A 26,059-nucleotide genomic window follows, 5' to 3' on the forward strand; every position below is an offset into this window, starting at 1 on the left:
AAATTTAAATAAGATGGAACCTCAGGAATTGGCAAAAATGCGAAAAGTAGGTCAAGCATTAGTTGACATTTTAAAAACTTTAAAAAAAGAAATAAGAATTGGTATGACTGGCCAAGGTTTAGCACAACGAGCTCAACAGTTAATGAAAAAAAACAAAGTCAAATCTTCAATCAAAGGCTATTTAGGATTTCCCGCGGCAATTTGTGTTTCTTTAAATAATGAATTAACTCATGGAATTCCGGACCATCGCCCATTTAAAGAAGGAGACTTAGTATCATTTGACGTAGCTTGTCATCGCAAGGATGAAAAAGGCATTGCTTACCATGCTGACGCTGCAATGACTGTTTTGCTCAGCGAAGGAAAAGAAAAAAACGATGAAGAAAAAAAAAAATTAATCTCGGTTACCAAAAATGCTCTCCAAAAAGTTATTGAAAATATCAAGCCTAATATTACTACTACTCAAGATATTGGAAAAATAATTGAAGATTATGTTCAAAGCCAGGGTTATCATCCAGTAAAAGAATACGGTGGACACGGCATTGGTAGATTTATGCACGAAAGCCCCTTTGTTCCCAATTATAAAATCCCTTCTGAAAGAAGTGTAGTCATCAGAGAAAACACTGCCATTTGTGTAGAACCATTAGTCCAAATCGGCAATGCTGAAATTAAACTATCCCCAAATAATTGAACTGTGCTTTCTGCTCAGGATCAATTTAATGCTCATTTTGAACATACTATTTGAGTAGGCAAAGAAAAAGTAGAGGTTTTAACCAATTATGATGAGTAAAAAAACGATTTTTTTAGAAGAAGAAGGAAAAATAGTCAAGAAATACAATGTTAATTCCTTTCAAGTTCAATTGACTAAAAATAATCTTTTAGTTACTGCTGATATTGCTAATCGCTTGAAGAGCAAAGATAAAAGGTGGAAAAAAATTATGGAAGGAGACAAAGTTTTGGTTGAAATTCCTCTGGGAGACTTAAAGGGAAGAATTATTGGTCTTTTATCCTAAAAATAATATATATGAAAGTGCGCAGTTCTGTCGAAAAAATTTGTAAAAAAGGTTGTCAATTTGTGCGTCGAAAAGGAATTTTGCGGGTTATTTGTAAAGTTAACCCAAAACATAAACAAAGGCAAGGTTAATAAAAATATAAATATATGACTCAGACGGTTCGAATTGGTAATGTTAATGTTTTGGCACAAAAAAACATTCGTGTGGCTTTAAGTGGCATTTATGGGATTGGTAAAAAATTTAAAAAGAAATCCTGTGCTCGACAAATTTTAGAAAAATTAAAAATCAACCCTTTAATGAAAACTAAAGACTTAACTGATGACCAAATTAACTTAATTAATCACGAGGTTCAGCAATTCGAAGTAGAAGGAGATTTAAAACAAATTAAAAAGCAGAATATTGAAGAAAAAATTCGGATTAACTGTTTACAAGGTCGACTTCACTCGATGGGTAAAAAAGTGCGAGGTCAACCTACTCGACATAACAATCGTACACGACCAAGCGGAATTACTAGTTTTACTAAGCAACGAGTAGCCGTGGCGGGTAAGAAAAAAGCACCAAAACAAGGATAATATGCCAAAAGATAATTTAGAAAAAAGTAAAAAAATAAAAAAGATAAAGAAAATTTCGGGCGGTCGGGGTTGCTTACATGTTCATTCTAGTTTCAACAATCTCATCATCACTATTACCAAAGAAAATGGGGAAAAACTGGAACAAATTAGTTCTCGTACTGCCACTGGATATCGTAATGCTAAAGGGGCTACTTTTGTTGCTGCTGAAAAAGCTGCTGAGGTCGCCTTAGCCAGGCTGACTGAATTCGGTATTTCGTCAGTAAAAATTATTTTTTGGGGAATTGGCGTTGGACGAGATGCGGCCTACAAAAAGTTTCGCGGTGCTACAGGTCTCACAAAAGAAGGATTATTCGACAAAACTCCCCTTGCTTTCAATGGTTGTCGACCCCGAAAAGCTCCCCGTAAATAAAGATATGAATCAAGAATTATTTTCCCTTCCAATTATGGAAATCAAAAAAACAATTAAATCCCCGCTAATTACTGAATTCGTTTTTGAACATTTAGAAAATGGCTTAGCAGTTACTTTAGGAAATACTTTCAAACGTTTAGGAAACCAAGTTCCGGGATGAGCAATTTTTGCAGTAAAAATCAGTGATAAGGAAAAAACTATTGCTAGTGAATTTGGCAATGAGGCTATATTAAAAGGAATAAAAGAAATCCCGAGTTATTTAATTTTTCACCTTATGAAATTAGTTTTTCAATCTCCGGAGAAAGATTTTGCGCAATTAGGAAAAGTTTGTACCTTGCAAATTGATATTAACAATTCCCAAAACAAAGAAAATTATATAGTTACAGGAAAAGATATAAAAGGTGATTTGAAAGTAATTAACCCAGAAACTTATTTAGCAACAGTTGAAGAACATTCAGAATTAAAAATTACTTTACATTGCCGCTATTATTGGGGATTTATTAAAGAAGCAGACCAAAAATATTTGCTTTCGGATAAAGAAAATGTAATTCTTCTTCCTAGCAATTATTGTCCAGTCAAAACAATAAGTTGGCGAGCTGAACCAGCTATTATTGATTTAAATAAGCAAGAAGAAAATTTAATCCTTACAATTACTACTAATGGAAGTGTTAGTGCCCAGGATAGTTTGATAATGATGACAAATTTTTTAGAGCAGTCTATTATCAACATTCGACAATTAATTACTTCTAAACCAAAAAAAGAACAAAACCGAGAGGAGTAAAGGCAAACAACCGAATTTCTTAATTTGTTTAGTTGAAAATGTAAAATTGTATCCTATTATGGAAATTTGAAACGAGAATAATTATTTTCAGAGTTTTAATTTTAATTCTTTTGGTGCTGGCTGAGGGAATCGAACCCCCAATCTTCCGCTTACAAGGCGGGCGCTTTACCATTCAGCCAAGCCAGCTTTATAATGTTTTTTTAGTTAACTATCTTGTCTCAATTTTTGCATAAGAAATATAGACAAAGCAAACCATAAACAATGCTGACAATCAAAAAGAAAACGCCCAAATTGCTGCTTCTTTGTTCCTTTGTTCTCAAAACTGTAAAATAATTACAAAAGGTAAGAATCAAAGGTAAACAGGCTAAAAAGCCAAAAGCTGTTTTCTCTAAAAATCTTACCAAATCCATATATTATTTTTAACAAAATCAGTAATATAATGTAACGAAAGTGACAATCATATTTTACTTCTCCGCCTACATAGTCACTCAACTTTTACGATAAATATTGATTTTTCATTAGGTTTTTTATGGCTTTACACCTGCAAACATATTTTATTTTATTATGAGAAAGCCTTAATTTCTTTTTCTATTGACTTGGCTAATTGAAACAATAATTTATCTTGCTTGTAAGAAGCGTTAATATTAACACTTATTGGCAGACCATTCACAAAACCAATCGGTAAACTTAAACTAGGAAAACCACCCAAACTGGCTAAAAGCAGTAAATTATCACTCCAATGCGTTTCACTGCCAGTAAAAAAAAAACTGCTATGTTCAACTTTCGGAGCCTCACTATTTGGGCTCGGGAAAAGCAAAAAATCATATTTGCGAAAAATCTTTTCGGTTCAATTCTTTACTTTTTGCCGAAAAAGATAAGCCTTTTCACAATCTTTTTTGTTTTGCAGAAAATAACTGCCAAGTAACAATCTTTGCCGTACAGATTTTCCCAAATATTCAGTTCTTATTTGGCATACTTTTGCCCCAACATTTTCAGCATTATTTACTTTTTGCCCGTAAGTTATTCCTTGGCAAGAATTTAAATGACTAACTAGTTCACTCGAACAAATGATTAAATAGCAAAGTTGAAGATTTTCCCTTATTTCAGGAGGAATTTCGATGGCTTTGATTTGATAATTCTTTTTTTTTAAAATGTTAATCGTTTTTTGATATGATTCGGCAAATTGGGGAGACAGAAATTTTTCTATTCCTTTTAAAATAGTTATTTTCTTGGCAACAAAAAAAGAAACTGGTTTAGTTGTGGTTTGCTCAGCATCAATAGTTAAAAGGTCACTGGGGTCAGGTTGAGCAATTACCAAAAAAACTTTTTCAGTAGTAGCCACAGAATTAGCCAAAATCCCCACAGTATCCAAAGAAGAAGCCATGGGAATGAGACCATAGCGAGAAACTAATCCTGAAGAAGGCTTAAAACCAACTATACCACAATAAGCCGCTGGCTGCCTTACTGAACCGCCAGTATCACTGCCTAGTGCAAAAGAAACTAAACCTTTTGCCACTGCTGTGGCAGAGCCAGAGGAAGAACCACCGACAATATGTTGAAAATTATGAGGGTTAGTAATTATTCCAGTGTTAGCCAATAAACCTGTACCGCCGCAGGCAAATTCATCCATAGCAGTTTTTCCTTTTAAAATTGCTCCTGATTTGGTTAGTAATTTAATTACTGTAGCATTTTCTCCGGGCACAAAATCCGCCAAAAAGTTTGAACTAGCAGTAGTTGGCAGAGCTTCGGTTCAAAAATTGTCCTTGGCTAGATAGATAATATTTTCTAATTTGTCTTTTGTTTTCACTTGCTCTTTACAAGAAACGATGAAGTTATTTTTTTCCATGTTGATAATGTAAATTTTAAATGATAAATAATAAACTTTTTTAGTTTATAAATGTTCTCATGAGGTAAATATCACTAAAAAGCAAGTAATTATCCTTATCAAAAGCATTAGGAATCAATATATAAAGGTCATAAAATTACTTATAGAATATTCCAGCAAAAAAACATATGAGTGAATCCCCAATATACAAAATCCTTAAAGATACCCCCTATGGACTAAATATTTTTGAGCCGGAGAGAGTTAAGCAATTAGAAAATAAAATATTTTGAAAAGGAGATTTAAAAAAGCCCTACGTCATTTGTCTTATAAGGAATAAAGAAATTTTATTAAAACCAGAGGAAATAGTAAGGCAGTTATACATTGTTGCCTTGATGGAGGATTATAATTACCCAAAATCGAGAATCAAATTAGAACATTCTATCCACTTCGGACGAGAAAAAAAATCAGCCGATATTGTAATTTTCGATAAAGATAGACCTAATGTTGAATATATTATAATCGAAGTTAAAAAACCAAATGAAAAACTTGGAAAAGAGCAGTTAAAATCTTACTGTAACGCTACAGGTTGTCCAATTGGAGTTTGAACCAACGGAAGTCAAATTTCAAAATATAATCGTAAAAATCCCAATTACTTTGAAGAAATAACCGCCTTACCAAATTCCGAACAAAGCCTTTCAGATATTTTAAAAGAACGTTACACTTTAAAAAACTTAATTATCAAGGACAAAATTCCTAATGAAGGTAGGTCTCTTAAACAAATTATACTATCTTTAGAAGATGAGGTTTTAGCCAATGCCGGAGTTGATGAGTTTGAAGAAGTTTTTAAGTTAATTTTTACTAAACTTTACGATGAACACCAAAGTAAGCGAAACAAGGAAGTTTTGTATCGAGCATTAAAAAAAAATTTAGGAAATCATTGATATTATCTATCAAACTTAACGCTGCCAGGAAACAACAATATTACAAGGCAGAAAAGATTCTAGCAAAGGCTCTTGATTTAAATGAATTTCAACCAGAAAATAAATTGACTTTTACTAAAAGATTTTCAGAAATTAAACAAGTTGAGCGATATGATGCCGAATATTTTCAACCAAAATTTGATGAAATTATTAAAAGAGTAAGAGAATACAAAAGTGGATACAAAAATTTGGAAGACTTAACTTCTCTTATCGGTCATCCCACTAATCCTCCTTTTGGGCTAAACAAGGCTAAAGAAAAGACATTCATTATTACCGAGAAACACCTTGGCGAGTTCTTTCCTAGCGACAAGTTTTGGAATAATCAAGAATCTTCTTATACAACGGACGAATTTGTCATAAAAAATAAAAAGTACCTGCTAAGTAAAAATGATATCATTATTTATTCAGTAGGTGCTGCATATGTAGGAAAGGCTTTAATTTATATAACTCATCGATAAGAGCGATTTGCGGAAGCTCCTTAACACTTGTGCGTTCGATAGAAAACTTAATAAATCCTTATTATTTATTGGTGTTTCTCAACTCTTCAATTGGGCAATTGCTAACAAGAAGAAATTTAAGAGGGTCAGTGCAACAATGTATTTACCCTTGTGATACAAAAAAAGTACCAATACCCATACTAGAGAAGTCAATTAAAGAACAAATCGAAATTACTATTCGTGAAGGCGAAGAGGCATACAACAAATCAAAAGAATTATTAAATATTGCAAAAAGGGCTGTAGAAATGGCAGTAGAAACAAACGAAGAAACAGCAAGTGATTTTATTGCTGAACTTCAAAAACTCTCAATAATTATATAAAATGTTTTGATAGGATTAATACTGCTTACTTAGATTCATTTTCTAAATTTTCCTTAAATACGATTACACTAAAAGACTTTGATGAGTAAAAAATAATGATTTGGATTTCTAATTGTTTTCTTTGTAATTAGGCAGCATTCTTTTTTCTGTGTTTTACTTAAGTTTAAAATTATGTTCGTTCAACTTCAATTATTTTAACTCATGTATATGGTTGGCGATGACCCCTTTTTACTTCATAACGTTTTTTAGCCTTTTTTTTAAAAACAATGATTTTTTTTTCTCTGCTACGTTCTTTCACTACTTTGGTAATTATTCGCATATTACTGAGATAAGGTTGACCAAATTCCTCTCCATAAACTAAAACTTTGTCAGAGACAATTTTATTTCCTAGTTTTTCATTTTTTTGATAGTCAATTGAAAGAACTTTATTAATAATGGATTCTTGGCCTTTTATTATTTCAACTTGACCTTTTATTTCGAATATATACATATTTAATTTTTACTTTTTTCCAGAGTTGTCTTTTTCTATTAGCATAAGTTCAATTAGAGTTTTCACCATCACTCCGGTTCCCCGTTTAGTTTTAGTTTTTCAGGCAGTTCCTGCAATATCACAATGAATAAACGGTAATTTTTCCACAAATTCTTGTAAAAAAGCGGCTCCGTTAGAAGCACCCATATAGCGGCTGCTGCTAATGTTACTAATATCAGCAATAGAAGTGTTTTCTTTTAGGGCTTTGGTGTTCTCTGGAATTATTGGCAATTCTCAATATCTTTCTTGCGATTTAGCAAAAGCTTGTCGTAATTCTCGGTAAAATTTGCGGTCATTAGTCAAAACACCGGTTAAATTTTCTCCTAGTGCTGCTACTACTGCTCCGGTTAAGGTAGCAACAGTAATGATTTTGGTGGCTTTTTCCTCGTGAATAGCGTAAGTAATTCCGTCAGCCAGCACCAAACGGCCTTCCGCGTCAGTATTATTAATTTCCACTGTTTTACCATTCATTGATTTTACTACTGATTCCGTAAGGGTAGCGTGTCCTCCGATAGCATTTTCAGTTAAGCAAGCAACCGCTACCACATTTATTTTCGGGCTTTTCTGAATTAAACCGAAAAAAGAAGCACAAACTGCTGCAGCTCCGGACATATCAAATTTCATACACTGTAAATGTTGAGAGGGCTTTAAATCATAACCACCACTATCAAAAGTTATTCCTTTTCCTACTAATCCTAAAACTTCTTTACTTTTTGGATTTCCTTTATAGCGTAAAATTACTACTCTTGGTTCATGATGACTACCAGCATTTACTGCTAATAATAAGTTCATTTTTTTTTCTTCAATTTTTTCTTTATCCAAAATTTCTACTTCAATTTGTCCAAACGGGTTTTTTTTTTGTAGTTCTCGAGCTTTTTTAGCAACGGTGGGTTTTTTGGTTTCTACAATAGTTTTTCCCAGTAGTTCCTTGTAATTAGATGTTCTAAATAATTTTTTTATTGCCTCGGCAAATTCTTTGGCGTGTAATTCATTAGGAGGCATGTCTTGTAAATTGCGAGCAAAATTAACTGATGTTAATTTAGCAAGTGAGTTCATTCAAATATTCTTAGCTTGATTATTAGCAGTTATTAAATAATAGTCAATAAATTTCAGTTTTTTTTTATCAGTTTTGTAAGTGGCAGACGAATAACCACCAAATAAAGTTCCTTCAATAATGGCTTGTAAAATTATTTCTTCTTTCAAGCTAGGAGTAACAAAAGACTTAACATCAATATTAAGATTTCTTTCATTATCCTGGGAAAAATTAACAAAAAAATTATAAATTTTATGGAAATTGTAACTCTCTGCTTGCTTATCTAAATAAAGATAATAAATTTTCTCTTCGGAGATAAGGGTAAGTTTACCATCTTTTTTTTCCACTAATTCCGGAAATTTTTCTTTTTCTGTAACTACTTTTAAGGTTAACAAATTTTTTTGTTTCTTGTCTTGAATATTTAAATTAACTACCATATAAGCATTTTTTACAACACGCATGTTTTTTGCTTTTCTTATTCTTCTGTTAATTTAACCCTTTCTAAGCCAAATTTCAGCAAATTATACAATAAAGAGCAAAAAAATAATTTAATGAAACAAAAAAGTTTTTATCTTACTACTCCAATATTCTATCCTAATGATAAATTACATTTAGGTCATGCTTATAACGCCACTATTGCTGATATTATTGCTCGCTACAAAAAAAGTAAAGGCTACCAAGTATATTTTCAAACTGGCAGCGATGACCACGGCGAAAAAATTGAAAAAAAAGCCTTGTCATTAGGCATCAGCTCCCAAGAATTAGTGGACAAGAATGTTGAGTTATTTAAAAAATTATGGCAAAAATTAGGAATTGAATACGATTTTTTTTACCGTACTAGTTCTCTTTCTCATAAAGAAAAAGTTCAAAATATTTTTCAACAATTATTTAAACAAAGCACTATTTACCTTGGCAAATATCAGGGTAATTATTGTATTGCTTGTGAAGACTATGTAAAAGAAAAAGTTTGTCCTAATTGTCATTCAGAGACCAAAATACTGGAAGAACCGGCTTATTTTTTGAAAGTTTCTCAATATTACCAACAATTATTAGATTATTATCAAAAAAATCCTGATTTTCTAATTCCTACTGCGGCCAAAAAAGAACTTTTTGCTAATTTTCTCCAAAAAGATAAGATTCAGGACTTATGCATTACCAGAAGTGATATTAAATGAGGAATTCCGGTTCCTGACGAGTCTAAAATGATTATCTATGTTTGATTTGAAGCTTTGTGTAATTATTTAAATTCTGAAAAAGGAGAGAAAATGTTTGCTAATGAAGATAGCGAAATCATTCACTTAATAGGAAAAGACATTGTGAGGTTTCATGCTCTTTATTGGCCGGTTATTCTTTTTGCTCTTGGTAGACGCTTGCCAGATAAAGTTATTGCCCATGGTTTGCTGTTGGACCCTAAAGGAGAAAAAGCCAGCAAAAGTAAAGGCAATGTTGTTGACCCCCTAAAGTTATTAGAAAAATATCCCCAAGACCTTTTAAGAACTTATTTTATCGCTAAAATCAGTTTTTTACAAGATGGAAATTTTAATGAAGATTTATTAAAAGAATTTTACCGGGATTTTTTTATTAATAACTTAGGCAATCTTTGCCAACGAGTAGGAAAAGGAAAAATAATTGAATTATATGAAAACGGTATTGTTCCTAACTTTGCTGAAACAAAAAACGTTTATTTGTGAAATTATTATCAAACCTGCTTAACAGTTATTGAAAATTACCAACAAAAAATGGATAACTACCAATTAACTAGTGCTTTTCAGGAAATTGAGAATTTATTGAATGCTAGCAATAAACTAATTCAAGAACTTGCTCCTTGAAACTTATTTGCTAATAAAAAAACGAAATTATTAAATTTAACTCTTAATTATTTGAGAAATGGCATTAGAATAATTGCTTTTCTCTTGACTCCTATTGCTCCTAGCAGTAGTAAAGTTATTTTTGAATATCTAAATTTAAGCCCTGATGATTGTAATTGGGAAAACATCAAAAATTTTCAATTGATAGCAGGTAAAAAAATAAAATTTTTAAAAGAGCCTTTATTTCCTCCTTTATAGTTTAAGGCTAAAAAAGCAAAAATAAGCCATAGTGAGTAGGTTTTTTGTATTCTCCCTGTCGGTTAGGAGTGTTCTGAATTTTGCTGCTAATCTGTTCTAAAAGTGGTAAACTAGGAAGCATAATATTTTATTTTAAAATATATAAGATTTTATAAAGATTAGGATTTTTTGTTACTTTTTTTTAATTCCTAACTTTGCTTACAACCATTAAGCAAATCACGTCTTGTTTGCTCGGATTGCTGGATTTGTGCCTGTCAACTACTAATTTGCTGCTGACTTTGGTTTCTTAGATTAGTTTCCCGAGAACTAGCACTGGAATTGATTTGTTCTTCTAAATTCCGCCTTTGGCTTCGCAAATAAGTCTCATTATTACTTAAATGCTGAGAAAGTAAACTTTCTTGGTATTCCCTTTGCTGGTCTAATTCTCTTTGGAAAGTAGCATCTCGACTGTTTTTTGCTTGCCTTATCCTTTCAATCATTTCCTGCCTTTCTCGTTCTTGTTCCCTAATCTCCTCTTCCATTATTCGCCTTCTTTCTGCCGCTTGCTCGGCTGATTTCCGACTTCATTCTTCTAACGTGTAAGTAGTGGCATCACGGAGAATATAATTATAGTCATTAGTGCCACAAGTAGGACAATAAATGTGTCCAATAAAATCAGATTGATAACCAGGAATTAATACTCCTGCTTTATTATAAACTTGGATATTATTATCATGACCATAACGGCAAACTGGCTTACCAACTTGGACGTTATTAAAACTGTTACGAATTTGGCTTAAATTATTTTGACAAGCATTATTTATTTGGTTTAAAGCCTGATTATGAGCTTCCCGGGATTGACTTAATTGCTTTTGGTTAACTTCCTCGATTTCTTGCCGAATTGTTTGAACTTTTTTCTCACTTTGGCTTTGTAATTCTTGGACTTGTCTTTCAAAATTTCTGCCGGTAATTCTTAAATCACGAGCTTTTTGTTCTTGAATGTTTTGGACTTCTTTTTGTAATTCGGCTTCACGCTCTTTTATTTGTTGCTCTTTCTCAGTTATTTCTTGGTTTAGTTTTTGTTCTTGAGTCATATAATTATCAATTCTGGCACTTAAACTTTCTAAATTAGTCGACTTATAATTATCCTCGCAACCCCCTAAATGAGTTAACAATCTTTTACGAGACATTTCCCGAGTTTCTTTATTTAATTCTCTGGCTCGACCTTCTAATGGTGGATTATCAACATAAATTATCTTGCTGGTTCGCAAAATTCTAGCAATTTCGTCGTTTTCGGCTTGTAATTGCCTTTTATCCTCTTCACGAGCCTGGTCATCATTAAATCGAGGGAATTTTGTCCTTACAATAGTAGTATAATTAGTAGCGTTTTTATCAAAAAGAACTTCTTCCAATATACGATAGATATCAATCTCTTCCTTAAATCTACCATTATTTACCAAAAATATTTGGTTAATTCCGTCTTTTTTAATAATTGGCACTAATCCTTTTAATAATTGAAGAATATCCTTAGTTTCTAGTTGTGTGTCTCCAAAGCCAGCAGTGTCAATTACCAAATAATGGATTTGTTCGTCTTTGTCTTTGCTTATATCAATCGTAAATTTTTCAGTCTGAATATGTTTAGTTTCGCTAATACTACCATCACTTTCTTTAAAAACTTCTTCAAATTGTCCGTTTTTATTCACCAAAACATTTCCCAAAGTAGATTTTCCGCTGCCCGTGCGGCCAACTAAGAGAACATTACGGACTTTTTGCCGATTTCTCGCCCCCGCAAGAAGTTCTTCATTTCTTTTTATTAATTTGGCTCTTTCTTTTGCGTTTTCTAACTTTTGTAGCATTAAGCCAATTGTTTCTATTTCTTCTTCAAAGAACACGACTAATTTCTCATACACACTAACCAACTCTTGGGCTTTTTCATTTGGATTACCAGTTAACTGTTGGATTTTTCTTTGATAATTAGCTATTTCTGATTCCTTAGAAGCCAATTGGTTCAGCAAATCCATTTTTTTATTCCGGAATTCTTTTTCTTCTGGCGTTAATCTCTTTTCTTCCTCTTCGGCTTGCCGTTGGTATTCGTGAAACTGTTTAATTAAGCCGATAAAGTTTTCTCTAGACGCTTCATTATAAGCCTCTTTGGCTAGTCTTTCTTCTTCTGCCGTTGTTCATTCCAAGAACTCAATTAAAGAATTTACCTTTTCTACTTTTTTATTTTGCTGAGTTTCCCATTCATCTAATTTAGTAACTAACCACTGAAAACGGGCTTCTTCGGGCTGATAAGCAGCATCATCATAAAATTCTTCGCTGCTAGTAGGAAGTTCCGGCAAATCAGTTTTTCCTAAACTACGTAATTCTTGGTATCTAACTCGTATCTGCTTAAATTCACCAGTATATTTAATTTCTTCTTCCCGCTCTTCTTTGGTGCGTTGATGTTTGATTACTATCCTTTTTTCTTGAATGTCAAAATAAACTGAGCAATTTTCGTATAAGGTTTTTAAATGTTTAATAAATTCAGGAGTGGATTTTGCATCTTTTGGTTCTTCTGCTTGATTAGAATCTGCTTGAACTTCTTGGCGAGATTGAGGAATTTCTTGGGAAACTCTTGAACTTTCCTTTCAATTTAAAAATAATTTCTTCAATTCGCTATAACTTGCTCCTCCAATCTTCTTTTTATCAGTCTTTTTTCCGCAAAATATTTTATCAGGATTAAACAATTCTTCAAAACTTTTCTCTCCGCTATAAGTTGGAAACAAGTAAAAAGAATTATCCTTATCCAAAGTGGCTTCTAAACTATCTATAAATCGATTTAAGGCATTTTCGCTTAGATTAGAATAATTAACCTGTTGTTCTACTTTTAACTTCACTCTTTCTCCTTCTCCTTGGATAATAATTGCTCTTTGTAATCATTTATGAAATTCTTTTCAACTTAACTGAGGTTGGTCTCCACGAATATCATTATCGCTAATTATGTCCCGTTTACACCATTCATTTTCGCCAATTTTTTGTTTTCACTCTTGACGAAAAACTTGACAATCTTGCTCGGTAATGCTTCTATTTAAGGCTAAATTGCCAGTTTCTAAGAGTTCTTGGATATACTTAACTAAATAAACTCCACAATCATAATCATTATTTTGTTTAGCACCGTGGATTATTTGGATATTATTAGCAACATTTTGGTTTGCTAATTGAGTAATAAGCGGTTTGATTTGTTCTACTTCTCTTTCTACTCCTGAACCAGAGGAAGTATAATAAACTATGGCAATAATATACAATTTTACACCAACTAAATATGAAAACGAAAAATAAAGAATTAAAAAAATTTACTGATGAAGAATTATTAGCCGAAATTATTTATCGTTCTAAAAGTAAGAAAGGCTTACCGATTAAGGCAATGTGTTTTAAATGCCATCAAGGGTTCTGAATTAAGTGAAATAACGCCACTCAAAGTCATAGCAAACTTTCAAATTGGGAATACTGAATTGGCAAAAAATCTAGGAACAAAATCTGTAATTCTTGCCTCCGTGCTATAAGAGATGAAAGGTCTGAATATTTAGAATTTGACATNATAATCTTCAATTATTTTTCCAATATCTTGAGTAGTAGTAATATTAGGCTTGATATTTTCAATAACTTTTTGGAGAGCATTTTTGGTAACCGAGATTAATTTTTTTTTTTCTTCATCGTTTTTTTCTTTTCCTTCGCTGAGCAAAACAGTCATTGCAGCGTCAGCATGGTAAGCAATGCCTTTTTCATCCTTGCGATGACAAGCTACGTCAAATGATACTAAGTCTCCTTCTTTAAATGGGCGATGGTCCGGAATTCCATGAGTTAATTCATTATTTAAAGAAACACAAATTGCCGCGGGAAATCCTAAATAGCCTTTGATTGAAGATTTGACTTTGTTTTTTTTCATTAACTGTTGAGCTCGTTGTGCTAAACCTTGGCCAGTCATACCAATTCTTATTTCTTTTTTTAAAGTTTTTAAAATGTCAACTAATGCTTGACCTACTTTTCGCATTTTTGCCAATTCCTGAGGTTCCATCTTATTTAAATTTTGGCAATAATATACAATTTTACACCAACTAAATATGAAAACGAAAAATAAAGAATTAAAAAAATTTACTGATGAAGAATTATTAGCCGAAATTATTTATCGTTCTAAAAGTAAGAAAGGCTTACCGATTAAGGCAATGTGTTTTAAATGCCATCAAGGGTTCTGAATTAAGTGAAATAACGCCACTCAAAGTCATAGCAAACTTTCAAATTGGGAATACTGAATTGGCAAAAAATCTAGGAACAAAATCTGTAATTCTTGCCTCCGTGCTATAAGAGATGAAAGGTCTGAATATTTAGAATTTGACATTAAGAAAAAAAGGATACTGTCTGCTTACTTAAATTCAAATCGTATTTAATTTTCTATCATAATTCAACCCTGAAAGTTCTTTGGGTTGTAAAAATAATATAATAAGTTATTATGACAGAGTCAAAAGATAAAAAATTAAAAAACAACGAGTTATTTAATGATATCATTGAATACGAAAGATGAAATGGAGAAGTAGGAAGGTTCGAAGCAACTGTGTATAAGGAAAAATCTAAAAAATGTGAGGATTTTCGCCACTTCTGATTTTCAATAGATAAAACAGCATTACTAAACATTAATGGAAAGTATCTTTGTCCACAGCACGCTGAAAGTTGATTATGGTTTTTCGCAAACCTTGTAAAAGTAATCAAAGGCAATATAAAAGGACTAATTGAATCATTGAAATCAAAGATAGCAGAATATTATGAGTAAGTGTCAAAAATGCGGAGCCAAAGCAACAACTCAACTTGAGATTAATGATAAAAATAAGGGAGAAAAAACAGTTTTAATTCTTTGTGATACCTGTTGTAAAGAAGAAACGACTTGCCAAGAATGTAAGCAAGAGATTAAAACCCTAGAAATCAAGCAAACTACTAAAAGTGATGGTTCAATAGTTAGAACTTGCGAAACTTGTTATCAAAAAATCCAAGAAGTTAAGCAAAGTGTTCAAAAATCTCGTGAATTGAGAAAGGAATTAGAAAAATACCTTGAAGATTACGATGATTATCATGTAGCTGGCAAGAAAGTATTTGGGAAAATCAAAGAAAAACTAACCAAAGAACAATTATCAGCATTTAAGAAATTGCTAGAAGACAATATGACTGGAGAACCATCTCCAACTAACGGCGGCAAATGGTTAGGTTGAAAAAGAGGCACGCCTGAAATCGAAGAAGCCTTAAAATCCGAAGGAACAGATGGCATTCGCCAACCTTACTGCTACTGGTTAGAAGTAAAGAAAAAAATTGAAGAACTGGAAAAACAAGAGCATGTAAGCAATCAAGCAAGAGAGAGAGAGAGAGAGAGAGAGAGAGAGAGAGAGAGAGAGAGAGCATTTTTCAACTAGGGAAGAACCTGAACTCTCCAATACTAAACCAGCAGAAAGCGAAACTTTTGATTGGTATATTCCGTTAGTTCGAGATAACCCTGAACAAGCCTTAAAAAAGGTTGAAATTAGTATTAGCAGTTCTTTTACTTCCGCAACCAACAATAGCCCTGTTATGAAATCTCATGCTTCGGTAGTTAATCATATCACAGGAAATAATCAAAATCAAACTTCGACGACCTGTCCACACTGTAATAAAACTTATACTTGAAGCCATTTAAAATACCATGAGCTTTATGATTGTCCTAATTTTCAAGGACAACCTGACCCACAATTAGTTCAGGAACAACAGCAGGTACTTAATAATCTCCAAAGTGTAATTAGCAAAGTAGCCCAGAATTTACAGCAAAATATAGTTCAAAAGACTAATGCTAATCCTCAACTAACTTCGCAACAAAAACAAACCGCCATTAGCAATCTTAACAGTCCAATCAACAATCTTCAAAGTTCCTTGACTACTACTCAACAATTACAGCAAAAATTAAACTCTTTAATTAGCTCTTCGCAAACTAGGAATAATCCTAAAAAATCAAATTTGCCTTTGATTATTGGCGGAATAGTAGTCGGAGGAGGAATAGTTATTGGTTTAGTTGTTTGATTAGCAATGAAAAATAAGAAAGTTGACAAAACTACCTAACTTTATGAAGCACGAGTCTCGTTATCTAAATGAACTTCGTCAAAGTTTACGAAAAACAGTTAAATACAAAAGCGTAGCCGACCTACAAAAAGCCTTTCCAACCGAAAAAAAGTGTATCAAACATTTAGAAAGGATTATTTGGAGAGGAATTATAATCTCTCCTTTTGACCCAACTTCCAAAGTTTATAAATGTAAAGATGGAAAATACAAATGTAAGAATACTAACCAATATTTCACTGTCAAAACTGGAACAATATTTGATAATACTAAACTGCCACTATGAAAATGATTTTGAGCTTTATCTAAACTTTCATCTGGTAAAAAGGGAGTTTCCTCGCACCAATTAGTAAGAGACATTGGAATCACCCAAAAGTCGGCTTGATTTTTATTACATCGTTTACGCCGTGCTTTTGATTGTCCTGCTTATAAAACTGTTCTAAAAGGTTCGACAGAAGTTGATGAAACATTCATCGGTGGCTCAAATTCAAACAGACATTGAGACAAAAAAGCTCCTAAAACCCAGGGCAGAAACTGAAAAGATAAAATCCCAGTTTGGGGAGCAATTGAACTAGATGGCAACCTAATTTGCCAAGTAGTTCCTAATACTAGAAAAAGAACTCTTGAACCAATAGTTAGAGCCAATATCAAAGAGGGAAGCAATGTCTCGTCTGATGAGTGGTTGGCTTATAAGAATTTAGGTAAATGATACAATCATAAAATAGTTAACCACCGTGCTAAACAGTATGTGAATGGCGAAGCTACTACTAACAGGATAGAAAATGCTTGGTCTCACTTAAAAAGAATGACCTACGGCACTTATCACTATATAAGCAGAAAACACTCACAAAGTTATGTAAAAGAGTTTACTTTTCGCTATAACACTAGAGATTACAGTGAACAAGAAAGATTTGATTTAGCACTTTTATCTACCATAGGAAAAAAAATGACTTATAGGGAATTAATCAGTTAAATATGAGTAAAAATCGAATAAAACAAAAGGGTGAAATAAATCTAGCAGGAATTAATTTATCTTGTTTTGTTTTAGAAGATGGAACTAGGGTTTTGTCAAGCCAAGATATGAAAAATGCTTTAAAAATGGTCGATAAAAACGGAAAGCAAAAATCACTTAAACCTCTTATTTATAAAGGCAAAGTCTCCATCCATTTTGACCCAATTATTTGTTATGATGGGGAAAGGAAAATTAACGGCTATGAAGCAACTATATTGTTAGATATATGTGATGCTTTTTTAGAAGCAAGAAAGCAAGGTAAACTATCAACAGACAGAGAAAAGATAATTGCTGAACAGTGTGAAATGTTAGTCAGAGCATTCGCCAAAGTAGGAATTATCGCTTTAATTGATGAAGCCACAGGTTACCAACACGAAAGAGAAAAAACCGAATTACAAACAATATTGAAGACATTTGTTTCTGATGAAATCTTGAAATGACAAAAAACTTTTCAAACTGATTTTTATAAGGAAATATTTAGACTTTGAAATATACCTTTTACGGCTGAAAACATAAAAAAAAGACCTAGATTTATTGGTTGGTCAACTAATGAATTGATTTATAAAAATATGCCAGAGAACTCATTTATTTCAGATGAATTAAAAGTAAAAGCCTCTAAAAAAGAAGAAAATGTTTACAATCGACTAAATCAATCATTAACTCCAACTGGTAAAGAAAATTTGAAAAAGACAATTTATTCAGTAGAAACACTGGCTTCAATTTCAAAAAGCTGAAACAAATTTACAAGGCTAATGAAGGAAAAATATCATCCTGAAAGAGACTTACCTTTTATTGATTTAGAAGCAATGGACAGCAAAGAGCAAGAAACGGATTTTGACCAAATGCTAAAAGTTTTGTTAAGCACTCCACCAATTAGAAGAAAGAGAGAAATAAAATAACTTTTTTAAATTGTTTAGTGTAAAATTGTATATTATTGCCTAAATTTTATTGATTTGCTCTTGCAAAGATTTTTGGAGAATTTCGGATTCAAAATCAGTCGGGAGTGATAATTCTCGTTGAAGTATTTTGTATTTATTTTTTTTGCCATATTCAATTATTTCAATGTTTTTTTTTGTGTGGTCAGTGAACAGGTGTTCGTTAAACTTTTCTATTTCGTTTTGGGAAAAAGATATTTCATCAGCAGGACAAAGAAAAGTTCCCGCTTTAATGGTTAGTTCTTTTTTTCAAGATCTTTCACAGAGGGGACAAATAATACTTGTATTTTTTAGTTCAGCAAAAATTTCTTTCGTTTTTTCAGTAAAATGAACCAAAAGTAAAGTTGGTGGATTTTGGTCGGCAAAACGTATTCATTTTTCTAATTCTTGTAAGTCTTCTTTGCTCCGTGGATAGTTAATGAAGATAAGTTTGCTTTCTTGGATTTCTAAAATTTTTCTAAGTTTTTCATTGCTAGAAATTGCTAAATTATTTATTTTTTCCATTAAGGAAATTAAATCATTACTTTTCTGCTCTTTTCAAGCCATTAATTTTTCCTTGCGGTCAACAATAAGGTTATGGAGAGAATAATAATAAATTTTTGGCTCTTCTTTTCAAGTAATATAATTGAATATTGGATTAATTAACAGTAAAACAATTTTGCTTTTTTTTCTGGCTAATAATGATTGCTTTTCAGTCATATGGTTTATTTAATTTTTAATCTTTTCTCTCTAATTTCTCTGACTATATTTGTATTTAGTTCTGATTTGTCGGTAGAGGTCAATGCCGATACCAACACTACCAAACCAATCTAAAAAGCGGGGGAAAAATTGGCCAGGCTGTTCGGAAGCCCCGGGAATTACTTTGCCTGCTTCTCTTACATTATATACTTCTTTTTTTTCTAAATTAGCAAAAATTTGGTCAAAAACAATATTGAAAAGTAAAATTATACAAAACCAAAAGAAAACCAAGCGATTAACTATTTTTTTTAATAATTCTCGGGTTCATTTACCAGAAGAAAGATGGTTAACATAAACACCTCTTTTTTTTAATTCATCACTAATTTTTTTGGTTTTTAGGTTCATTTTACGAATCCCAAGTCAAACAGCAAACCAACGAAAAAGAATTAATAATAACAGAGCGAGAACAATTACTCCTTTTCAGCCTCCAATTCATTGAAATAAGTTACCAAATAACCTTTTTTTATTGTTTAAGAGAAAAAAACTTTCGCCAGCACCTTCTTTTCCTCCTTCTCAAACTATCGACTGGCGACTTAAATTTTGGGGGTTGCGATAATCACTATTTACTCACTGCCATTTTTGAACTATCCTTACAAAAGGATTGCTGCTCGGCTCAGGGTGATTTGCTCCTCCTCATTTTCCCGTTAGTTTAATTCCAATAAAAAATCAGCCTAAAATTTGTGCTAGTTGATAGAGATGCATAAAACTAAAACTCATCCGAAAGCCCAACTTAGAACGGTGTTTTTTTACCAGTGGGTTATTAGTAAAATGATTAGCATTGCTTTCAACCGGCACTTCTCATTTTAGATTAATAATTCAAATAAAAAAAATAGTAATTGCTAAAATTAAGAGCATGCAAAATCAAGGCTGTTGCCACAAACCAGCATTGTCTCAATTACCACTTTTTCCTTGTAAACTCGGTCAAAGAGTTTCCGAAATTCACTTAATGGGCAAGAATTCCACAAAAAGTAACAAACTAAATCCGTTACAAACTCCGTATTTGTTCATTCATTGTATTAAAGCATTAATTAGGCAATTAATTATCAGTAAAATCAAAGTTAATAAAGCAATCTTTCCCATACTGTCATTAACTGATTTTCAATAACTAGTTAAGCCAACAATAACAAAGCCTAGAAAAGTAAAAATTTTATTGAGGCGGTCGCTTCATTTTTTAATTTTTTCCCCGTATTTTTCTTGGTCAAGGAACATAAAAAACATGCTAATAATTCAACTAACACTTAAATGAATAGAAATTCCCAAAAAAAACAAACTACGATGGTCCGTGGCTCCCATTCATTTTTCTGGAAAAGGAATTACTTTCTTACCAATAATATAAAAAGTTAAGCCAAGGAGAGTACAAAGTAAAGCTTTGACAAAGGTAAAGGAGAAAATTTTTTTTCTTTGGCTTATTTTCTTTTTCATGTTTATTTAACTATTTTGACTTGACCACCGGCTTGGATAATTTTCTTTTGTGCGACTTGGGAAAAAGCTGCTGCTTGGATAATCAAGTTCTTAGTAAGTTCCCCGGTTCCCAAAATTTTTACTGGTTTTTTGCTTTGAGAAAAATCAAGTGTTTGATTAGGCAAAATTTTGTGGTCTTTTTCCAAACGAGCAAGGTTAACGATAATAAGTTCTTTTTTTGGGTGAAAAAAAGCTCCTCGCTTGGGCACACGGCGATAAATAGGAGTTTGACCTCCTTCAAATCCCGGACGCACTCGACCACTTTTGCGGGCTTTTTGTCCCTTGGTGCCACGCCCGTGAGTCTTGCTCCCTCGCCAATTTTTTTTGTTTTTAGTTTTGGTTTTGATTAAATATTCTTTCGTGTTCATTATTAATTGTTCCTCCTTTTCGCAATTTTATTAAGAGCTTTAAAGGTGCATTTAACCACATTTAATTTATTATTAGAATTAATAATTTTAGCACTCACATCCTTGATTCCTAGGTATTTGAAAATCGAGTTAATTACTCCACCGGCAATAATTCCGCTTCCCGGCGGAGCAGGGCGAAAGAGAATTTTTGTAGCACAGAATTTTACCTTAAAATCATAAGGAATGGTGCGTGGTGTTTCAGCAAAGTGAATGGCTTTAACAGCCTTGTCTGTGGCTGTCTTAATAGCAGTAAAGTGAATGGCTTTAACAGCCTTGTCTGTGGCTGTCTTAATAGCAGTAAATACATCTTTGCCTCGGGCATAGCCAAAAGCAACGCTTTTTTCTTTTTTTACTAAAACAAGGGCTGTAAATCTTCGTTGTCTTCCTCCTTTGGTTACCTTATCAACTGGATTGACTGCCAAAATTATTTTCTCTACGGGTTCTTTTGGTTCCCTTCTTTGCCTTTGTTTATAGTTCCTGTTTCTCCTTGATATTTGTCCAACCAAATCATTTTTTTCATTATCCATATTTTTCTAAAATTCAATTCCTCCTTGTCGCATTATTTCACAAAAAGCATGGATTTTTCCGCTGCTTTCTTTAACTAATTTAATGTCTCCTCGAGCCAGATCTTTTGTATAAATTTTTTTGGTAATATAAGGATAACCATTGCGGTCAAAAACAATTTTTTTTATTTTTTCCTCTTTTAACTTATTGGTCATTTCTTGTCCTAATTTTTTCGCTCATTCCTTGCTTTTTCGACATTGAGATTCTTTTGCTTTCTCGTTTAAGTCGGCAGTGCTGCAGTAAATCAGTGTGTGTCCTTTTTCATCATTAATTGCTTGAGCGATTAAATAACGATTAGTTTTAGACAACACTACTCGGAGCCTTGTTAAGTTTCCTTTTATTAGCCCACTTCTAAATTTTCTTTGTTTTCTTTTTCTCTGTTTATCAATTAGTTTCATAATTTAATTCCTTTGGTGATGGCTCCATCATTTAAAGCAGTCATAATATTAATTTTTACTTGTTAAGCGTTTTTCCTGCTTTCAATTTAACTTTTTCTTCTTTGTAGTAAATTCCTTTTAGTTTATAAGGACGATGAGGGCGGAGTTTTCTCATTTGGGCTGCGAACTGACCGACTTTTTCTTTGTTTATTCCTTGAACAATTATTTGCGTATTATCAGGACAATTTACTTCTAAATCCTCAGGGATAACTAATTTATCAGTATGCGATTTGCCTAAGGAAAATTCTAATTTTTTTGCCTTTACTAGCACTTTGTAGCCAGTTCCTTTGATAACCAATGGTTCAGAGTGTCCATTTTTTACTCCTTCTAAAGCATTGTAAATTAAAGAATTCATAGTCCCAGTTAGGGCCTGTGCCTTTTTTGCTACTGAACTTCTTTTTGTGTCTATTTTTTTAGTGAAAACTTTGTTTTCTTCTTGAACTATTTTGACCTCCGAAAAAATTTTCAATTCCAATTTACCTCGAGGACCACTAACTTCAATTTTTTGCTCTTTTTCTTTAATAATCACCTGAACATTTTCAGGAATAACTAAAATACGATTAACAATTGTCATAATTAACTAATAAAACCAATTAATTCTCCTCCAATTTTTTTAACCAAGGCTTCGTGGTGAGTTAGTAAACCTTGAGAAGTGGAAATTAAATAAGTTCTTCTCCCTAAGCATTTTTTTTTAACTTGGGATAAACTTAGATAAATTTGTTGAGAAGGCTTAGAAATTCTTTTAACTTCGTGAAGCAAACTATCTTTATTGAAATATTTAATTTTTACTTTAATTATTCTTTTATTTTCATCTACTCAATGCTCTGTTAAATAATTATTTTCTTCTAATTTTTTACAAATGTCTAGTTTAAAGCGGGAATAGGGAAAACTAACAGCACGTTTTTGTCGCAAGTTAGCATTTCGTAAACAAGTAAACATATCAGCAATAGGGTCAGTCAACATAATTTTATCTACCAAGAAATTTTTGCAAAGCCTGGTATTCAACCATTGCAAACTCAGCGACGAACATCACGCCCACAAAGACGAAATTTGCGACGAAAATCTCTAGCTCTGCCACACTCAAAACAACGATTACGTTTCCTTGTCTTAAACTTTGGTGTCTTTTTTGCTTTTTGAATTTGTGCTTCTGTAGCCATAATATATTTTTAATACATTTTTTTGCTTCTTGCCTTTGAAAAAATTTTCAATAAACAAAAAACCAACCAATTAAGAAAATTAGCAAAAGTGGTAAAAAAAAACAAAACTAATAAAAATCTAGTATTTTGCATAGTTAGTTTTATTTTCTCTCTTTATCTAGCAAATATAAATAAAAAACAAAAAACACAAAATAAACCGGCAAATAATAAACATAAAAAACTAATCCTACAAATTTACTAGAAGTTAACAATAAAAACACTGAAAAAAGTATAAAGAAAGCCAAACCAAAAAACATAATCTTTTTATTTTTCAAGGGAAAAAAGCAAAGAAATAACATAAGGAACAATAAGTTTAAATTTCTCTCAACCGACATTTATTCTTTCATTAACAGGTTTTTTCTCTTCGTTATTCATATTACATTATTAGATAATCTTTTGGTGACATATCACAATTTTTGGCTTCATATTAGTTTTTATTATGTTATATAAGTAGTCAGAATTGTTGCCTAATTCGTTATTGGTTTTTGTCTGTTTTTTGCTTATTATAATTCTTAATATGGAAGGATAAAAAGCAACACAAAACATTGTGGCTTTAAATATCACATTTATCTTGAAGTTGACAGTTATTGCAAGTATAGCAGCCATTAGCCAAAACCAATTTTCCTTCTCCACAAGTATGACATTTATCTTCATTTTTTAAGTCTTCAAAGCAATTATCATTTTTCTCTAAACTAAGCACTTGAAAATCCCGACTGCCATCTACATAAACGGTTCCGCCTTTGGCTCCTTTTTCATACAACATTTTGTAGATTTCTTTTACCTGTTCAATGCTATAACCTTTTGGGGCGTTAACAGTTTTAGAAATTGAACTATCTATCCAACGTTGAATAATACATTGAGTGTTAACGTGTTCTTCAGGAGTTAACTCCATAGTCGAAACAAAGATATTTGGTAATTTATCCGAATTATATTCTGGATGGTATTTTAACCATTCATTAACTATTGGATAATCCACTTTAATTCATTTTCCTAACCTTCCCGAACGGTAATGAGAAAAAGCAAAATAAGGTTCTAAACCCGTGGAAACGCCTACAAGAGTCCCCGTGCTGCCCGTCGGAGCAACGGTCAATAAATGAGAATTGCGCAAACCATGCTTTTTGATTTTATCTTGAATGTCTATTGGTAAAGTTTGGATAAATCCCGAATTTTCTACAAAAACATCTTTATCGATAAGGAAAGGAAAAGGACCTTTTTCTTTGGCAAGTTCTATGGAGGTTTCATAAGCAGTTAAACAAATAGTTTCGAATAACTTGTCCACAATTAAATTGGCTTCCGATGAACCATATTTATAACCGGCATAAATTAAAAAGTCATGAAGTCCCATTACTCCCATGCCAATTCTCCTTTCTCCTTTGGCTTGCTCGGTATTTTCTTTTAAAAAGTAGTAGGTAGTATCTATTACATTATCCTGAAATCTGATGCAAATCTTTACTGTTTCTTTTAATTCATTCCACAAAATTTCGGAATTTTCTTTATTTACAAAAGAGACTAAATTAATAGCACTTAAATTACAAACTGAATAAGGTGGCAAAGGTTGTTCACCACATGGATTAGTAGCCACCACTTTCTGATTATACCCCCGAGCATTAGTAAAATAGTTTGCTCGGTCGAGGAAAAATATTCCTGGTTCAGCAGAATAAGTAGCACAAGAAATAATTAAGTTTCATAATTCTTGGGCTCTAATGGTGTAGCATTTTTTTATTGGTAATTTATTTTTTCTTTCCCATTCATAAGCGTCTCCTATTTGGTGTCATTCTTGGTCATATATTTCTTGTTCTTTTTCAGAATAGTTGTCTAAGTCAGGAAAAACTAAATCTCATTCTTGGTCATTTTTCACTGCTTCCATAAACTTATCTGAAATACAAATCGAAATATTTGCTCCGGTTAAAAAGTCAGGGTCTCGAACGTGGTAACTTTCTCCCTTCTTTTCTAATTTATTATTAATTTCTCTTTTAATTAGTTCATCCTTAGTGTTTTTCAATAACAAAAGTAAAACATCGGGGTTTTGGATTTTGGAAACTACGAATTCAACAATGTCAGGGTGTCAATCAGCTAACATAATCATTTGGGCACCTCGACGAGAGCCGCCTTGTTCGATTAAATTAGTTAGTGAAGAAAGATGGTTTAGTCACGAAATTGCTCCGCTTGATTTTCCTTGAACATTTTTAGCAAAGAAACCTTTGGGTCTTAAAGTGCTGCCATTGCTTCCTACTCCTCCGCCTCTTCTCATAATTTCGGCTACTTGGGCCTCGTGTTCGCCAATAATTCCTTTGATTGAGTCCTTGATATAAGGCATAACATAGCAGTTAAAGAAAGTGACATTGCTTCCACTTCCGGCTCCATAAAGTATTCTTCCCGCTGGAATAATCTTAAATTCTCTAATTTGTTTTTCAAATTCAGAACTATATTTAGCCTTTAAATCATTATTTTCCTCTGGTTTAGCAATAGCATTACCTACCCTCCAAGCAATTTGTTCTCAAAATAGTTCCAGTGGCTTTTCAATTTCAAAAGTCTGTTTAATTATTTGTCTTGGTCCATTTTTTTGGTATAAGAGATTAGGGTCAATATTATTTTCAAATTCTGCTTCGATTTCAATAACTCAAAAAACAATACTATTATCAGTAAATTTATCAACTATTTTGCCAATTCCTTTACTGGGAAATTTTGGGTCATATTTAATGGTAGTGAGAACTACATCTCCTATCTGAAGAGATTTCAACTCTTTATCTTTTTGGGAGTAGCGGTCCAGCATGACTAAGCGGGATATTCCTTGTAAAGACAAACGAAAGTTTTTTTGAATAGAGCAAAGATGGCTAAAACGACTATCAATCAAGCTATTTAGGCGGTTTATATAGGTTTCAGGATAGGCTCTATTTTCGTGGTTCATATAAAAATTTTTATAACTAACTCATGAATATCAGCAAAATAATTTCCCATCAAAAAAATAAGTTATCCAATGAGTTCCTACCTCCCAAAAGAGCAAATAATAAAAGCAAAAAGCACACTAATCACCAACCAAAAATTAAACTCTGAAAAAATTTTTGATTTCCCTTGTTAGGTTGCTTCTTGCTAGCCACTTATATCCCTTTTTTTACTAATCTTTTTTTTAGAACAATTTGAAATTTACTTTCTTCAAATAAAATCCTTAATATTTCTGCTAGATGAAGTTGATAACT

The 26,059-nt window shown here is 32.3% G+C and carries 30 protein-coding genes and 1 tRNA gene; 16 read left to right on the forward strand and 15 right to left on the reverse strand.

From position 1 onward, the window contains the following. From map to GvMRE_RS06795, 6 genes are all read left to right on the forward strand, one after another. On the forward strand, positions 1-787 hold a 787-nt coding region (map, locus tag GvMRE_RS06770; protein WP_216361630.1), incomplete at its 5' end, for a type I methionyl aminopeptidase. Next, entirely contained in the window at positions 777-1,010 is a 234-nt protein-coding gene (locus tag GvMRE_RS06775; protein ID WP_147410475.1) for a S1 domain-containing protein, read from the forward strand. The genes map and GvMRE_RS06775, both read left to right, overlap by 11 nt. Positions 1,011-1,021: 11 nt before the next feature. Continuing rightward, positions 1,022-1,141, forward strand: coding sequence for a 50S ribosomal protein L36 (gene rpmJ / locus GvMRE_RS06780; protein ID WP_147410476.1), 120 nt, complete (start codon positions 1,022-1,024; stop codon positions 1,139-1,141). A 15-nt stretch (positions 1,142-1,156) separates the two neighbouring features. Next, positions 1,157-1,582 carry a ribosomal protein uS13 gene (locus GvMRE_RS06785; protein WP_147410477.1) on the forward strand — a complete coding sequence of 142 codons (426 nt, stop codon included), beginning with the start codon at positions 1,157-1,159 and terminating at the stop codon, positions 1,580-1,582. A 1-nt stretch (position 1,583) separates the two neighbouring features. After that, a complete protein-coding gene (gene rpsK / locus GvMRE_RS06790; RefSeq protein ID WP_147410478.1) occupies positions 1,584-1,991 on the forward strand; it encodes a 30S ribosomal protein S11 in 408 nt (135 codons plus the stop codon). 4 nt (positions 1,992-1,995) lie between these two features. Next, complete coding sequence (locus tag GvMRE_RS06795) at positions 1,996-2,772, forward strand: RNA polymerase alpha/RpoL/Rpb11 family protein (RefSeq protein WP_172575302.1); 777 nt, start codon at positions 1,996-1,998, stop codon at positions 2,770-2,772. Between the two features lie 111 nt (positions 2,773-2,883). Here GvMRE_RS06795 and GvMRE_RS06800 read toward each other — a convergent pair. After that, positions 2,884-2,958 (reverse strand) — tRNA-Thr (locus tag GvMRE_RS06800). 376 nt (positions 2,959-3,334) lie between these two features. Then, positions 3,335-4,618: an amidase family protein gene (locus GvMRE_RS06805; protein WP_147410480.1), complete on the reverse strand. Its 1,284-nt coding sequence runs from the start codon at positions 4,616-4,618 to the stop codon at positions 3,335-3,337. A 167-nt stretch (positions 4,619-4,785) separates the two neighbouring features. On the opposite strand from GvMRE_RS06805, the gene GvMRE_RS06810 reads away from it, so the two are divergent. From GvMRE_RS06810 to GvMRE_RS06820, 3 genes are read left to right on the forward strand one after another with little or no spacing between them, the layout of a single operon-like run. Further along, a complete protein-coding gene (locus GvMRE_RS06810) occupies positions 4,786-5,601 on the forward strand; it encodes a type I restriction enzyme HsdR N-terminal domain-containing protein (protein ID WP_147410481.1) in 816 nt (271 codons plus the stop codon). Positions 5,602-5,642: 41 nt separating this feature from the next. Beyond that, positions 5,643-6,035 carry a hypothetical protein gene (locus GvMRE_RS06815; RefSeq protein ID WP_147410482.1) on the forward strand — a complete coding sequence of 131 codons (393 nt, stop codon included), beginning with the start codon at positions 5,643-5,645 and terminating at the stop codon, positions 6,033-6,035. A gap of 29 nt (positions 6,036-6,064) precedes the next feature. Further along, complete coding sequence (locus tag GvMRE_RS06820; RefSeq protein ID WP_147410483.1) at positions 6,065-6,394, forward strand: restriction endonuclease subunit S domain-containing protein; 330 nt, start codon at positions 6,065-6,067, stop codon at positions 6,392-6,394. Positions 6,395-6,563: 169 nt separating this feature from the next. Here GvMRE_RS06820 and rplU read toward each other — a convergent pair whose 3' ends face one another. Together rplU and GvMRE_RS06830 are read right to left on the reverse strand one after the other, a co-directional pair. Further along, positions 6,564-6,884 carry a 50S ribosomal protein L21 gene (gene rplU / locus GvMRE_RS06825; RefSeq protein WP_147410484.1) on the reverse strand — a complete coding sequence of 107 codons (321 nt, stop codon included), beginning with the start codon at positions 6,882-6,884 and terminating at the stop codon, positions 6,564-6,566. Between the two features lie 9 nt (positions 6,885-6,893). Continuing rightward, the gene (locus tag GvMRE_RS06830) at positions 6,894-8,393 is read right to left on the reverse strand and encodes a M17 family metallopeptidase (protein WP_147410485.1); all 1,500 of its coding nucleotides are present in this window, start codon (positions 8,391-8,393) and stop codon (positions 6,894-6,896) included. Between the two features lie 84 nt (positions 8,394-8,477). On the opposite strand from GvMRE_RS06830, the gene metG reads away from it, so the two are divergent. Then, positions 8,478-10,022 (forward strand): methionine--tRNA ligase, encoded by a 1,545-nt coding sequence (gene metG, locus GvMRE_RS06835; protein WP_281267965.1) that lies wholly within the window; start codon positions 8,478-8,480, stop codon positions 10,020-10,022. Positions 10,023-10,210: 188 nt separating this feature from the next. On the opposite strand, the gene GvMRE_RS06840 is transcribed toward metG, so the two are convergent. Both GvMRE_RS06840 and GvMRE_RS06845 read right to left on the reverse strand, forming a co-directional pair. Beyond that, positions 10,211-13,288, reverse strand: coding sequence for a Ulp1 family isopeptidase (locus tag GvMRE_RS06840; protein ID WP_147410487.1), 3,078 nt, complete (start codon positions 13,286-13,288; stop codon positions 10,211-10,213). 278 nt (positions 13,289-13,566) lie between these two features. Continuing rightward, positions 13,567-14,058, reverse strand: coding sequence for a M24 family metallopeptidase (locus GvMRE_RS06845; RefSeq protein WP_147410488.1), 492 nt, complete (start codon positions 14,056-14,058; stop codon positions 13,567-13,569). A gap of 46 nt (positions 14,059-14,104) precedes the next feature. On the opposite strand from GvMRE_RS06845, the gene GvMRE_RS06850 reads away from it, so the two are divergent. The 6 genes from GvMRE_RS06850 (at position 14,105) to GvMRE_RS06875 (ending at position 18,023) form a co-directional block, all read left to right on the forward strand. Then, on the forward strand, positions 14,105-14,428 hold the full coding sequence (locus GvMRE_RS06850; protein WP_147410489.1) for a hypothetical protein: 324 nt from the start codon (positions 14,105-14,107) through the stop codon (positions 14,426-14,428). A 62-nt stretch (positions 14,429-14,490) separates the two neighbouring features. Continuing rightward, the gene (locus tag GvMRE_RS06855) at positions 14,491-14,808 is read left to right on the forward strand and encodes a hypothetical protein (protein WP_147410490.1); all 318 of its coding nucleotides are present in this window, start codon (positions 14,491-14,493) and stop codon (positions 14,806-14,808) included. Next, positions 14,801-15,439 carry a hypothetical protein gene (locus GvMRE_RS06860; RefSeq protein ID WP_147410491.1) on the forward strand — a complete coding sequence of 213 codons (639 nt, stop codon included), beginning with the start codon at positions 14,801-14,803 and terminating at the stop codon, positions 15,437-15,439. The genes GvMRE_RS06855 and GvMRE_RS06860 overlap by 8 nt, the downstream gene beginning before the upstream one ends. Positions 15,440-15,593: 154 nt before the next feature. Then, positions 15,594-16,115 carry a hypothetical protein gene (locus tag GvMRE_RS06865; protein WP_147410492.1) on the forward strand — a complete coding sequence of 174 codons (522 nt, stop codon included), beginning with the start codon at positions 15,594-15,596 and terminating at the stop codon, positions 16,113-16,115. Positions 16,116-16,119: 4 nt separating this feature from the next. Next, positions 16,120-17,085 carry an IS1595 family transposase gene (locus tag GvMRE_RS06870; protein WP_147410493.1) on the forward strand — a complete coding sequence of 322 codons (966 nt, stop codon included), beginning with the start codon at positions 16,120-16,122 and terminating at the stop codon, positions 17,083-17,085. 2 nt (positions 17,086-17,087) lie between these two features. Further along, complete coding sequence (locus GvMRE_RS06875; protein WP_216361631.1) at positions 17,088-18,023, forward strand: P63C domain-containing protein; 936 nt, start codon at positions 17,088-17,090, stop codon at positions 18,021-18,023. A gap of 39 nt (positions 18,024-18,062) precedes the next feature. Here GvMRE_RS06875 and GvMRE_RS06880 read toward each other — a convergent pair whose 3' ends face one another. The 9 genes from GvMRE_RS06880 to GvMRE_RS06920 all read right to left on the reverse strand — a co-directional run bounded on the left by GvMRE_RS06880 (position 18,063) and on the right by GvMRE_RS06920 (position 25,770). Continuing rightward, the gene (locus GvMRE_RS06880) at positions 18,063-18,758 is read right to left on the reverse strand and encodes a hypothetical protein (protein ID WP_147410494.1); all 696 of its coding nucleotides are present in this window, start codon (positions 18,756-18,758) and stop codon (positions 18,063-18,065) included. A 30-nt stretch (positions 18,759-18,788) separates the two neighbouring features. Next, a complete protein-coding gene (locus tag GvMRE_RS06885; protein ID WP_147410495.1) occupies positions 18,789-20,219 on the reverse strand; it encodes a hypothetical protein in 1,431 nt (476 codons plus the stop codon). Between the two features lie 2 nt (positions 20,220-20,221). After that, positions 20,222-20,626: a 50S ribosomal protein L15 gene (rplO, locus tag GvMRE_RS06890; protein WP_147410496.1), complete on the reverse strand. Its 405-nt coding sequence runs from the start codon at positions 20,624-20,626 to the stop codon at positions 20,222-20,224. Positions 20,627-20,628: 2 nt separating this feature from the next. Continuing rightward, on the reverse strand, positions 20,629-21,192 hold the full coding sequence (locus tag GvMRE_RS06895; RefSeq protein ID WP_147410497.1) for an uS5 family small ribosomal subunit protein: 564 nt from the start codon (positions 21,190-21,192) through the stop codon (positions 20,629-20,631). A gap of 6 nt (positions 21,193-21,198) precedes the next feature. Beyond that, on the reverse strand, positions 21,199-21,627 hold the full coding sequence (locus GvMRE_RS06900; protein ID WP_147410498.1) for a 50S ribosomal protein L18: 429 nt from the start codon (positions 21,625-21,627) through the stop codon (positions 21,199-21,201). Between the two features lie 55 nt (positions 21,628-21,682). Then, positions 21,683-22,240 (reverse strand): 50S ribosomal protein L6, encoded by a 558-nt coding sequence (gene rplF / locus GvMRE_RS06905; RefSeq protein ID WP_147410499.1) that lies wholly within the window; start codon positions 22,238-22,240, stop codon positions 21,683-21,685. A 2-nt stretch (positions 22,241-22,242) separates the two neighbouring features. Beyond that, entirely contained in the window at positions 22,243-22,644 is a 402-nt protein-coding gene (locus GvMRE_RS06910; protein ID WP_147410500.1) for an uS8 family ribosomal protein, read from the reverse strand. Continuing rightward, complete coding sequence (locus GvMRE_RS06915) at positions 22,638-22,823, reverse strand: uS14 family ribosomal protein (protein ID WP_147410501.1); 186 nt, start codon at positions 22,821-22,823, stop codon at positions 22,638-22,640. Before GvMRE_RS06915 ends, GvMRE_RS06910 begins: the two co-directional genes overlap by 7 nt. A 592-nt stretch (positions 22,824-23,415) precedes the next feature. Beyond that, positions 23,416-25,770, reverse strand: coding sequence for an adenosylcobalamin-dependent ribonucleoside-diphosphate reductase (locus tag GvMRE_RS06920; RefSeq protein ID WP_147410502.1), 2,355 nt, complete (start codon positions 25,768-25,770; stop codon positions 23,416-23,418). Between the last annotated feature and the right edge of the window lie 289 nt (positions 25,771-26,059).

The organism is endosymbiont GvMRE of Glomus versiforme, assembly GCF_003546845.1.